This is a genomic window from Pseudomonas sp. YuFO20 (assembly GCF_035064975.1).
GTDB classification, from domain to species: domain Bacteria; phylum Pseudomonadota; class Gammaproteobacteria; order Pseudomonadales; family Pseudomonadaceae; genus Aquipseudomonas; species Aquipseudomonas putida_AE.
In genome coordinates this window covers 76,895-88,020 of record NZ_JAXDEO010000030.1, presented here as the reverse complement: position 1 = coordinate 88,020, position 11,126 = coordinate 76,895, and the positions used below count along the sequence as shown (strand labels likewise).

The window sequence follows — 11,126 nt, the reverse complement described above, 5'->3', positions numbered from 1 at the left end:
CCGCGCGCTCAAACGCTGCGCCGAGGGCGGCTACCCAGGACAGATGTGGCTGGTCAACCCGCAGCACGACAGCCTCGAAGGCGTGCCGTGCGTGCGCAGCGTTGCCGACCTGCCGTGCGGGCCATGCTGCGGCCGCCGACAAAGGCCACATGGCGGGGCGCGAGCATGCGCTTGAGGTTGTCACGAATGGTCTATGTAGCTGTGGTTGACGTTGGACGGCTCGGACGGGTACAGCGCCATGGTCGCCTTGACGCCCACCTGGTCGGCGTTCGGAGTCTGGCCCGGGGTGATGCCTTCCAGGCCGGCGTTGGCCGGAACGTCCACCAGCATCGCCACGTCGCCGACGGTGTGGGAGCTAAGGAAGAATTCTTCGTAGGCGCAGGACAGGCAGTCGTGCATCGGACCGACGCCGAGACGGTTGGCGACCACTTCGGCGCCCATGCCGCCGGAGCCATAGTTGATCATGAAGGAATCGCGGGTCGGCTCCAGCACGTGGGCCATCACCGGGTCGGCCCAGTAGGCCGGAAACGCCTGGGTCGCTGCGGTTTCATCCTGGAACTGCGAGGCGAAGTCGCGGAACGGTTCCAGCCGATTGGGAAGCGCCGGGTTGCGTTTGCCCACCGATTCCAATGGATAGGTGGAGGGCGGGAAACTGCCGTCGGCATTGCTGCCCATGACGATCGCGTCGCTCTCGCTGGAAATGATCTCATTGCCGTCGACCATATTGATGATCGGCGTGCCGGCCTTGCCTTCACGGACCCACGGCTCGCGTTGCGGGTAGCGGGCCTGGTAGTCGACGATCGGCTGACCGGCCGGGGTGCGCCCTGTGGTCGCCAGGCGCATTTCTTCTTCGGTCACCGTGTTGCGGTAGGTGCGACCGCCCTTGGGCACCACCACGACCTGGCCGAACAGACCGTTGGCGACGTTGCCGGCCGCACCTTCACCACCGAAAGTTGCGCCACGGCTGCTGGCGGCGAACACCCCTTCGCGCTCGGCATACAGGGTGTATGAGCGGCTGGCGCCCGGAGCGATCAGGCTATTGGCATTGCGCCCGGTGAACGAAGCGATGTCGTCGATGCTGTTGACCGCTTGCATGCCGTTGACCTGGAAACCGACATGCCGGTCGGCCACTTGCTCGTCGACCTTGAAGTTTTCGTTACCGCCCACTTCGATGCCTTCTTCTTCCTCGCCCTCCTCTTCCTCGCCACCGTCGTGGGAACCGGGGTTGGCCTGATAGGCCAGCAGGTTCTGCAGGTTGATGGTCAGGCAGTCACCGGCGGCCACCCGCAGCACCAGCGGACGTGGACGCTTGTCGGGACGCAGCGAAACCTTGCCCGGCACCGCCGCACCACCCTGGGCCAGTGAGACGTCATGGTCATCGACCACATCGCGACGCAGGGCGAACATCATGCCGTTGACGTTCTGCGCACCGAGGCGGTTGAACATCAGCGGCTGGTCCAGCGCCACGACGTTGGCCACCAGGTTGCGCTCACATCGCGCTGCCGCTTCGGCGACTTCGATGCCGAGCATCGATGCGGCCAACAGCAGCCAGGGAAGGACGGATGGAGCGTGGAATGTGCCGGTCATGATCACGGGCCTCGCTGTGGGTGCTCACAGGGAATAATTCTCGACAAAACCCTTTGAGCAATCTGTATGCCATAAAAAATTTATCGTTATTTCAAACAGTTACAGTCGCCATTTAATTCATCGGGGGATATTCCCCACCCATTCCCCACTTTTGCGTCGGGGCCACCATGCCCCAATGTTGGGGAAACTCGCCCCAAGCTGTTCGTCATAGCGGGGCATCCGCCGCCAGCCCCTGCAGGCGCCGGTATTGGCGCAGCACACTGGGCACATAACGCTGGGTTTCGGCGAACGGCGGGATCACCCCGCCACGGCTGAGCACCGCTTGCGGCCCGGCGTTGTAGGCGGCCACGGCGAGGGCGATGTCGTTGTCGAACATCGTCATCAGGCGCTTGAGATATCGGGCTCCGCCCTGGATGTTGGCCTTGGGGTCGTAGACGTTTTTCACCCCCAGCTCGCGGGCGGTGTCGGGCATCAACTGCATCAACCCGCCCGCGCCCCTGGGCGATACGGCGCGGGCGTTGTAGCTCGATTCGGTCTGGATCACCGCGTGCAGCAGCGCGGCCGGCAACTCGTTGTCCGTGGCGGCCTTGGAGACCAGCTCGGCATAGGGGCGCGAAGCGATCATTTGCGGCTGCTGATCGAGGCTGACCGCCGCCACTTCGACCTCTTGCACCACCCGTTCGTAGTGGCGGCCGGGGCGATGGACGTTGGACAAAACGAAGTCGCCCTTGGCGTCCCTGGAAACAAACACATCGGCCTGGACAGCACCGGCCAGCAGCATCATGCCAAGCAATCCTGTGGTGAGAGTTTTCATGGTTCTACCTCCCCTGACCGGCCCCGAAAAATGGGGGTAATGCCCCAATGGCCAGTCGCGTATCAGCCATACGCAAGCACTGTGCCGAAAGCGCGAGTGGCCGGAATACGGGGGCTGCACGAGGATGTCGTGGGCTTGAGCGGGGCTTTGCATGGCAATTGCATAGGCGTATATCGCGCCCCTTCTGCCGACTGTGTGAGGTCAACATGAAACAGCGTCTGCGTTTCGCCCCGCGTGCTTTTCCCCCTCGAGCCGAGCGCGGGTTCACATTGCTTGAACTGTTGGTGGTGCTGGTGGTGCTGGGGCTGTTGGCCGGCATCGTCGCGCCGAAATATTTCGCGCAACTGGGCCGTTCCGAAGTGAAGGTGGCCAAGGCGCAGATAGAAGGCCTGGGCAAGGCCCTGGACCTGTACCGCCTGGAGGTCGGCCATTACCCGTCGACCGAACAGGGGCTGCAGGCACTGGTCACCGCCCCCAGTGACGAAACCCGCTGGACCGGTCCGTACCTGCAGAAAAAACTGCCGCAGGACCCCTGGGGCCGTAACTACAACTACCGCTACCCTGGCGAAAACGGCGAATACGACCTGCTGTCCATGGGCAAGGACGGCCAACCCGGCGGCGAAGGCGAAAACGCCGAAGTCACCAGTTGGCAATGACGGGAATGGCGACCATGCGTTTTCACCTCAAAGCGGTAGGCAAGGCCGGTGTGGTTTCAATGACTGTCGAGGCACCGGGTGACAGCGAAGCCCGGCGCATCGCCGAGGACCAGGGCCTGCGGGTGGTCAGCCTGCACGCCGAGCGGCACTGGCGGGCGCTGCGCCCCAGGCAGCGTGAGACCTTCAACCTGGTGTTGTTCAGCCAGGAACTGACCACCCTGCTCAATGCCGGCCTGCCGTTGATCGATGCGCTGGAAAGCCTGGCGGAAAAAGAGAATGCGCCACAGGCCCGCAAGACCTTGAGCGAACTGGTGCGCCTGCTTTACGAAGGCAAATCGTTTTCCCAGGCGTTGGGCCAACTGTCGGCGGTGTTCCCCCCGCTCTACGTCGCCCTGGTCCAGTCCAGCGAGAAGACCGGCGCCGTGGGTGAAGCCCTGGGCCGCTACGTCAGCTATCGCCAGCGCATGGACGAGGTTCGCCAGAAGATCGTCAGCGCCTCGATCTACCCCATGCTGTTGCTGGTGGTGGGCGGTGGCGTGGTGTTGTTCCTGATGGGTTATGTGGTGCCGCGCTTCAGCCTGGTGTTCGAAGGGCTGGGCTCGAACCTGCCGTGGCTGTCGCAGATCCTCATGAGCAGCGGCATGTTCCTGCACGCCCACCAGGGCGAATTCTTTGGCGCACTGGCGACGATCGTCATCGCCCTCGCCTTCCTCCAGCGCCAGCCTTCATTTCGTCGGGGCCTGGACCGCTTGATCGAGAAACTGCCGGCGGTGCATCAACGCATCTTCATGTACGAACTGGCGCGCTTCTACCGCTCCCTGGGCATCCTGCTGCAAGGCGGCATCCCCCTCGTCACCGCCATGGGCATGGTCCGCAACCTGCTCACCCCGGCCTCCCGCCTGCGCCTGGACCAGGCCTGCGAAAGGGTGCGCGAGGGGCAATCGCTGTCGACGGCGCTGGAACTCAATCACCTGGTGACCCCGGTGTCCCTACGCCTGCTGCGCGCTGGCGAACAGTCCGGCAACCTCGGGCAGATGATGGAGCGTAGTGCGGACTTCTACGACGAAGAAATCAGCCGCTGGATCGAATGGTTCGTGCGTTTGTTCGAACCCTTGCTCATGACTTTCATCGGCCTGCTGATCGGGGTGATCGTGATTTTGATGTACATCCCGATTTTCGAGCTGGCCTCAAGCATTCACTGACGCCTCTGGGACGGGCCTGCCCGAAAAATCTCAGTCTTTTTCCCCGTGACAACGAATAAAGCCGGACCCAGGCGTGTTTACCCACTGAATATGGCAGCACGTTGCATTGTTCATCAACGTTCCAACTTGAATTAAAAGACGGAGAACGACATGCACATCAACAAGCTATTACTGGCGGTAGCGATTGGCGCGGTCTTATCGGCGTCTACCGTCCTGATTCCGGACAGCCTGTCCGGGGTATCGAGTGCCCAGGCGAAAAAAGGCGGAAGTGGGGGGGGTGGGGGTGGCGGTGGCGGTGGCCACGGTGGTGGTGGCGGCAGTGGCGGCGGTCACGGTGGTGGCGGCGGCAATGGTGGCGGCGGCGGCGGTCACGGTGGTGGCAGCGGTGGCGGCGGTAATGGTGGTGGCCACGGCGGAGGCAGTGGTGGCAGCGGCGGTGGCAATGGCGGTGGTCACGGCGGCAATAGCGCCGGCAGCGGTCATGGCGGCAGCGACCATGCTTCGGGACACGCCGGCAATACCGCCTCGAACTCCGGACGTAGCAGCACCCACTCTGAACCGGGTGACGATCATGGCGTTCATCAGGCCGGGCATGACGACAATGGGGTTCACCGCTCCGGCGAGGTCGGTGACGATCGCGGCCTGCATGCTGCTGGCGAACCCGGCGACGACAAACGCGTCAACTGACTTGCAGTAATCCCTGTGGGAGCGGGCTTGCTCGCGAAGGCGGAGTGTCAGACAACATCAATGTCGACTGTGCCATCGCCTTCGCCAGCAGGCTGGCTCCCACGGTGGATTGTGTGAACCGCCGACCTACAACACAACTTCCGTCTGATCCAGCCGCTCGCGCAAAAACTCGATCAGCACCTGCACCGGTCGCGACGCCTGGCGATGCTGCGGATACACCGCCGACAGCGTCAGCGGCTCGGGACAAAATTCATCCAGCACCGCCACCAATCGCCCATCCTTCAACGCCGCCCCGACGATAAACGTCGGCAAATAAGTAATCCCCATCCCGGCAATCGCCGCGTCCTTGAGCAACTCGCCATTGTTGACCCGCATCCGCCCGGTGACGTTGACCATCAGCGGCTTGCCCTGCCCTTCGAAGCGCCATTGCACCTGACGCCCATGACCGTAAGGCAGGCAGTCATGCTGGTGCAGGTCTTCGGGTTTGACCGGCGTACCGCGCTCAGCCAGGTAAGCCGGGCTGGCGCAGTAGACGCGCTGGATGGAAGCGATGCGCCGCGCGATCAACGTCGAGTCTTCCAGCGTGCCGATGCGCAGTGCCAGGTCGTAGCCCTCGCCGAGCAAATCCACCGGGCGATCGCTCAGGTCCACCTCCACCGTGACGTCACGATAACGCTGCAGAAACTGCGGCAGCAGGCACCCCAGATGCGCCAGCGCAAACGACAGCGGCGCACTCACGCGAATGGTGCCGCGCGGCTCGGTGGTCTGCCCGGCGATGCCCTGCTCCACCTGCTCGACTTCACCCAGCAGGCGCAAGGCCGATTCGTAGTAACTTTGCCCCAGGGGCGTGACATCCAACCGCCTTGTCGAGCGATTGAGCAGCCGCACACCCAGACGCGCTTCGAGCTGCATCAGGCGCCGGCTGACGAACTGTTTGGATAATCCCAGTTGATCGGCGGCGGCCGTGAAGCTGCCGGAGTCCATCACCTGGCAAAAAATACGCATATCTTCGAACGGGTTCATTGTCGCGCCTTGATTGACAGTCCGACACTTTACAACGTTTACAAAGCAAAAGATCGCAGCCTCCGGCAGCTCCTACAGTTGTACGCGTTCCCCTGTAGGAGCTGCCGAAGGCTGCGATCTTTTCAGCCTGTCGACTTACTTCGAAGTAAAGGTCGTGTAGCTGTTGATCAGGTTTCGGTAGTTCGGAATGCGTTCCGACAGCAGGTTGGCCAGGCCTTCCATGTCGTTGCGCCAGTCGCCTTGCAGCTCGCAGGCAACCGAGAACCAGTTCAACAGCTGTGCACCGGCGGCCGACATGCGGGCCCAGGCGGCTTGTTGGACGGTGGTGTTGAAGGTGCCGGAAGCGTCCGTCACCACGAACACTTCGAAACCTTCGGCCAGGGCCGACAGGGTCGGGAACGCCACGCAGACGTCGGTGACCACGCCGGCGATGATCAGTTGCTTGCGACCGGTGGCCTTCACCGCCTTGACGAAGTCTTCGTTGTCCCAGGCGTTGATCTGGCCAGGGCGTGCAATAAACGGCGCGTCCGGGAACTGCGCCTTGAGCTCCGGCACGATCGGACCGTTGGGGCCGCTGTCGAAACTGGTGGTGAGGATGGTCGGCAGTTCGAAGAACTTGGCGATGTCGCCCAGGGCCAGCACGTTGTTCTTGAACTCATTGGGCGAGAAGTCCTGGACCAGCGAGATCAGGCCAGTCTGGTGATCGACCAGCAGCACCACTGCATCGTCTTTGTTCAGGCGTTTGTACGGAACGTTGCTCATGAAAAACTCCTTGGTGGATGGTTGTCGCTTAAGTTGATTAGAAAGCAAAACACGAGCAGCCGAAGGCACCCCAGAACCCGGCGAAATCACTCACCGGCGCATTCGAAAGTCGCGCCCGCTCATGGCTGTGGGAGTGCACCGCGCAGGGTCCGCTGCACTGGTGAACCTGCGCCTGCAACGGCGAATTCGGCCGCCAGTGGCCCGGTACCTTCACCACCGGCGACCAGTCCGGCAGCACCGGCACGCTGGCGGGCCCAAGTTTTTCGAAATCATCGGCGGCATACACCACCTTGCCGCCGACCACGGTCAGCACCGACTCGATCCATTTGATCGCTTCGTCCTCGACGCTGAAATAGTCCGCGCTCAAGGCTGCCACGTCCGCCAGTTGCCCGACCTTGATCTGGCCTTTCTTGCCCTGCTCGGAGGAGAACCAGGCGCTGCCGTGGGTGAACAGTTCCAGGGCGGTCTGGCGCGACAGGCCCTCGGCGTGCAATGCCAGGCCACCGACGGTGCGGCCGCTGACCATCCAGTACAACGAGGTCCATGGGTTGTAGCTGGACACCCGCGTGGCATCGGTGCCAGCGCCAACCGGTACACCTTCGGCCAGCATGCGCTTGATCGGTGGCGTCGCCTCCGCTGCCTTGGCGCCGTAGCGCTCGACGAAGTATTCGCCCTGGAACGCCATGCGGTCCTGGATGGCGATGCCGCCCCCCAGCGCCCTCACCCGCTCGATGTTGCGGGGGGTGATGGTTTCGGCGTGGTCGAAAAACCACGGCAAGCCATTGAACGGGATGTCGCGATTGACCTTCTCGAACACGTCGAGCATGCGGCTGATGGATTCGTCGTAGGTGGCGTGCAAACGGAACGGCCAGCGCTGCTCGACCAGATGGCGCACCACCGGCTCCAGTTCGTCTTCCATGGTTTGCGGCAGGTCCGGGCGCGGTTCGAGGAAGTCCTCGAAATCCGCCGCGGAGAACACCAGCATCTCCCCGGCGCCGTTGTGCCGCAGGTAGTCGTCGCCCTGGTGCAGGGTCACGCTGCTGGTCCAGTTCTTGAAATCGGTCAGTTCTTCCTTGGGTTTCTGGGTGAACAGGTTGTAGGCGATGCGCACGGTCAGTTGCTGGTCCCTGGCCAACTGCTCGATCACCTGATAGTCGTCCGGGTAATTCTGGAAACCGCCGCCAGCGTCGATGGCACTGGTCAGGCCGAGGCGATTGAGTTCGCGCATGAACTGGCGCGTCGAGTTGACCTGGTACTCCAGCGGCAACTTCGGCCCCTTGGCCAGCGTCGAGTACAGAATCATCGCGTTGGGCCGCGCCACCAGCATGCCGGTGGGTTCACCGTTCGAGTCCCGCACGATCTCGCCACCCGGCGGGTTCGGCGTGTTGCGGGTGTAGCCGGCGACCCGCAGCGCGGCGCGGTTGAGCAAGGCGCGGTCATACAGATGCAGGACGAACACCGGGGTATCGGGCGCGGCCTGGTTCAACTCTTCGAGGGTCGGCATGCGTTTTTCGGCGAACTGGAATTCGTTCCAGCCACCGACCACCCGCACCCATTGCGGCGTGGGTGTGCGGTCGGCCTGATCCTTGAGCATGCGCAGCGCATCGGCCAGTGACGGCACGCCTTCCCAGCGCAGTTCGAGGTTGTAGTTCAGACCGCCACGGATCAGGTGCAAGTGCGAGTCGTTGAGGCCAGGGATCACGCAACGGCCCTTGAGGTCGATCACCTGCGTGCCAGAACCGCGCAAGGCCATGGCCTCGGCATCGCTGCCGACCGCGACGAAGCGGCCCTCGCTGATGGCGACCGCAGTGGCGCGTGGGTTTTCACGGTCGACGGTATGAAATTGGCCATTGAACAGAATCAGATCGGCGTTCATCGCGTTTCCTTGGGCGCAGTGGAAGAAGACAGCCAGGGCGCGAACAGGCGCGTCGCCATCGGCATGAACAGGTACACCACCGACAGCACGATGGTCAGGGTGATCAGGAAGGTCGCGACCACGTAGTTGGAGAGCACGGCGTTGAGCCGCAACAACGGCCCCCACAGCAGCGGCACCAGCAAGGTGTGCGGCAGGATCACCAGCAGCGTCACCACGGCCTGCTTCCAGCGCGGCGGTGGCGAGCCCGACTCGACCTGGGGGGCGAACCAGAATTCGTTGACCGGGTTGACCTCGGTCTGGTCGCCGTCGGCCAGCATCGGCGTGGCTTCGTTGACCAGCGCCTGGCGTTGCGGCGAATCGAGCCAGCGCTGCATCGCGTCGGTGGAACGGAACCGCAGGACGCAGGTGTACATATCCAGGCCCGCGTTCTTGCCGCGCATCACATCCACGCCCAGGTGCCCCTCCTGCTGTCCTGCGACACTGACAATGTTGCGCAGCCAGGCCTCGTAGGGCACTTCATAACCGGCCCTGACCCGGTGTTTGATGACCAGGGTCACGACCTCCTCGAAAGGCGAGTCGAGCACGTTGGAATCAGGCATGGCGGAGGGCTCCGGCGAGACAATATTGAATTGAATAATGCCGGGGCGAAGAAGGAAAAAATTGAATGTACGTGCTCTTATTGCGAGGGACCCCGAGCCCCCTGTAGGAGCTGGCTTGCCAGCGAAGGCGGTTTTACATTCAACAATGTTGCTGACTGACCCACCGCAATCGCGAGCAAGCTCTCTCCCACAGTGGTCCGAGTACATCTGTAGGAGATAGGTTGGCCTGGTAGCCGCCTTCGCTGGCAAGCCAGCTCCTACAGGGGTTGGGTACATCCGCGAAAATACAGGTTGGCGGGCAGGCCGCCGCGGTCACGCCGGGATCGACAGCGACTCCGACATGAACTGATTGATCCGCGACCGCAACCAGCGCTCCGCCGGATCATTGTCATGCACCCCGCTCCAGGCCATCGACAATTGCGCCGCCGCAATCTCGAACGGCGGATCCTCGGCACGCAAGCCACACCCCTCCACCAGCGCACACGCCGCATAATCCGGCACCGTCGCAATCATCTCGGTGCCGGCGAGCAACGCGCGCAAGCCGCTGAACTGCGGAACGCCCAGCACCACCCGACGGGTGCGGCCAACCTTCGCCAGATCCAGGTCGATATTGCCGCTCAGGTCCCCGGAAAACGACACCATCGCATGGGGACGCGCGCAATACTCATCCAGGGTCAGCGTCCCCGGTCGCGTGTCACCGCGCAGCACCTTGCAGGGAATATCCCGCAGCTTCTTGCGCTTGGCATTGGCCGGCAGGTCGGTGGTGTAGCTGACGCCCACGGAGATTTCCCCCGACGCCAGCAACGCCGGCATCAGCAGGTAATTGGCCCGGCGCACCACCACGACGATGCCCGGTGCCTCTTCCTGCAGCTTGCTCAGCAGAGGCGGAAACAGACCGAACTCGGCATCGTCCGACAGGCCAATGCGAAAGACGTCGCAACTGGTCGCCGGATCAAATTCCTTGGCGCGACTGACCGCGCCGGAAATGGTGTCCATGGCCGGTTGCAGTTCCTTGAGAATCGCCAGCGCCCGTGCCGTCGGCTCCATGCTTCTACCGTTGCGCAACAGCAAAGGGTCGTCGAACAGATCGCGTAACCGCCCCAGCGCCGCACTCACGGCCGGTTGGCCCATGAACAGTTTTTCCGCCACGCGGGTCAGGTTCTTCTCGAACATCAGCGCTTCGAAAATCACCAGCAGGTTCATGTCGACGCGACGCAGATCGTTACGGTTCATAGGCACGGTTCCCTTGTGTGTTGAGCCAGGCGCAAGGTGGCGATTGTGTCTGACTTTACCCTGGACTGCCCACCCTGCATGAGGAATTAACAACGTTTAACTCGCGCGCCAGAGCCTTGGGGTTCAAGAATGAATCCTACCCATTCGGACATTCGCCATGGCTCAGTTCCAGCAAGGCGCCGCTCGCGCGACAGTCGCGCAGCCCCAGGAAAAAAGCGCCAGCGGCCTCGGTCCGCAGCGCGAACAGTTGGTGAAACAACTGATCCTCGATCGCCTCGGCGAATCCCTGCAAGTGACCGAACTGGCCCAGGCTTGTTCGCTGTCGCGCAGTCATTTCTCCCGCGCGTTCAAGTGCAGCACCGGCTGTTCGCCACAGGAATGGATTCGCCAGCAACGCATCGCCCGGGCCAAGCAACTGATCCAGCACACCGACCTGAGTCTCACGCAAATCAGCCTCGAATGCGGCTTCTGCGACCAGGCTCACTTCTGCCACATGTTCACCCGCAGCGAGGGCATCAATCCGTTTGCGTGGCGTTGCCGGGCCGTACGCGCCCTCCCCACATCACCTGCCTGCGGGCAGCACCCGGATCATCGAGCGCCGAGTTCAACCGCTGTGATAAACGACGCATTGCGCGCCGGCAAAAATATGAGGAATATGCTCCAGAAGTGCGTTCCAGACGCATTCAC

At 62.8% G+C, this 11,126-nt stretch carries 9 protein-coding genes and 3 pseudogenes; 5 read left to right on the top strand and 7 right to left on the bottom strand.

Going from position 1 to position 11,126, the window contains the following annotated elements:
* Positions 1 to 124, top strand: a pseudogene (locus SOP85_RS18165) (hypothetical protein); the annotation flags it as partial.
* Positions 125 to 192: 68 nt separating this feature from the next.
* On the opposite strand, the pseudogene SOP85_RS18160 reads toward SOP85_RS18165, so the two are convergent.
* Positions 193 to 1,587: pseudogene (locus SOP85_RS18160) on the bottom strand (hypothetical protein); the annotation flags it as partial.
* Positions 1,588 to 1,792: 205 nt separating this feature from the next.
* Entirely contained in the window at positions 1,793 to 2,401 is a 609-nt protein-coding gene (locus SOP85_RS18155; protein WP_274076661.1) for a lytic transglycosylase domain-containing protein, read from the bottom strand.
* A gap of 206 nt (positions 2,402 to 2,607) precedes the next feature.
* On the opposite strand from SOP85_RS18155, the gene gspG reads away from it, so the two are divergent.
* The 3 genes from gspG (at position 2,608) to SOP85_RS18140 (ending at position 4,946) form a co-directional block, all read left to right on the top strand.
* Positions 2,608 to 3,057 (top strand): type II secretion system major pseudopilin GspG, encoded by a 450-nt coding sequence (gene gspG / locus SOP85_RS18150; protein WP_046815462.1) that lies wholly within the window; start codon positions 2,608 to 2,610, stop codon positions 3,055 to 3,057.
* Positions 3,058 to 3,071: 14 nt separating this feature from the next.
* Positions 3,072 to 4,259, top strand: coding sequence for a type II secretion system F family protein (locus tag SOP85_RS18145; RefSeq protein WP_323627758.1), 1,188 nt, complete (start codon positions 3,072 to 3,074; stop codon positions 4,257 to 4,259).
* A 150-nt stretch (positions 4,260 to 4,409) separates the two neighbouring features.
* Positions 4,410 to 4,946 (top strand): hypothetical protein, encoded by a 537-nt coding sequence (locus SOP85_RS18140; RefSeq protein WP_323627757.1) that lies wholly within the window; start codon positions 4,410 to 4,412, stop codon positions 4,944 to 4,946.
* Between the two features lie 126 nt (positions 4,947 to 5,072).
* Here SOP85_RS18140 and SOP85_RS18130 read toward each other — a convergent pair whose 3' ends face one another.
* The 5 genes from SOP85_RS18130 to SOP85_RS18110 form a co-directional block, all read right to left on the bottom strand.
* Positions 5,073 to 5,969, bottom strand: coding sequence for a LysR family transcriptional regulator (locus SOP85_RS18130; protein ID WP_323608235.1), 897 nt, complete (start codon positions 5,967 to 5,969; stop codon positions 5,073 to 5,075).
* A 135-nt stretch (positions 5,970 to 6,104) separates the two neighbouring features.
* On the bottom strand, positions 6,105 to 6,731 hold the full coding sequence (gene ycaC / locus SOP85_RS18125) for an isochorismate family cysteine hydrolase YcaC (protein ID WP_323608234.1): 627 nt from the start codon (positions 6,729 to 6,731) through the stop codon (positions 6,105 to 6,107).
* Between the two features lie 37 nt (positions 6,732 to 6,768).
* Entirely contained in the window at positions 6,769 to 8,607 is a 1,839-nt protein-coding gene (locus SOP85_RS18120) for an amidohydrolase (RefSeq protein WP_274076655.1), read from the bottom strand.
* Positions 8,604 to 9,206, bottom strand: a complete 603-nt coding sequence (locus SOP85_RS18115; protein ID WP_323627756.1) for an antibiotic biosynthesis monooxygenase — start codon at positions 9,204 to 9,206, stop codon at positions 8,604 to 8,606. Before SOP85_RS18115 ends, SOP85_RS18120 begins: the two co-directional genes overlap by 4 nt.
* Positions 9,207 to 9,518: 312 nt before the next feature.
* On the bottom strand, positions 9,519 to 10,439 hold the full coding sequence (locus SOP85_RS18110) for a LysR family transcriptional regulator (protein WP_323627755.1): 921 nt from the start codon (positions 10,437 to 10,439) through the stop codon (positions 9,519 to 9,521).
* A 157-nt stretch (positions 10,440 to 10,596) separates the two neighbouring features.
* Between SOP85_RS18110 and SOP85_RS18105 the strand changes: the two are divergent.
* A pseudogene (locus SOP85_RS18105) lies at positions 10,597 to 11,010 on the top strand (helix-turn-helix domain-containing protein); the annotation flags it as partial.
* Positions 11,011 to 11,126 lie beyond the last annotated feature (116 nt).

What these genes read in the sequence shown, in the direction of transcription:
- SOP85_RS18145 (WP_323627758.1), top strand. Translation starts at nt 3,072, where the DNA reads ATGCGTTTTCACCTCAAAGCGGTAGGCAAGGCCGGTGTGGTTTCAATG.
- ycaC (WP_323608234.1), bottom strand. Translation starts at nt 6,731, where the DNA reads ATGAGCAACGTTCCGTACAAACGCCTGAACAAAGACGATGCAGTGGTG.
- SOP85_RS18130 (WP_323608235.1), bottom strand. Translation starts at nt 5,969, where the DNA reads ATGAACCCGTTCGAAGATATGCGTATTTTTTGCCAGGTGATGGACTCC.
- SOP85_RS18155 (WP_274076661.1), bottom strand. Translation starts at nt 2,401, where the DNA reads ATGAAAACTCTCACCACAGGATTGCTTGGCATGATGCTGCTGGCCGGT.
- SOP85_RS18110 (WP_323627755.1), bottom strand. Translation starts at nt 10,439, where the DNA reads ATGAACCGTAACGATCTGCGTCGCGTCGACATGAACCTGCTGGTGATT.
- SOP85_RS18120 (WP_274076655.1), bottom strand. Translation starts at nt 8,607, where the DNA reads ATGAACGCCGATCTGATTCTGTTCAATGGCCAATTTCATACCGTCGAC.
- SOP85_RS18115 (WP_323627756.1), bottom strand. Translation starts at nt 9,206, where the DNA reads ATGCCTGATTCCAACGTGCTCGACTCGCCTTTCGAGGAGGTCGTGACC.
- gspG (WP_046815462.1), top strand. Translation starts at nt 2,608, where the DNA reads ATGAAACAGCGTCTGCGTTTCGCCCCGCGTGCTTTTCCCCCTCGAGCC.
- SOP85_RS18140 (WP_323627757.1), top strand. Translation starts at nt 4,410, where the DNA reads ATGCACATCAACAAGCTATTACTGGCGGTAGCGATTGGCGCGGTCTTA.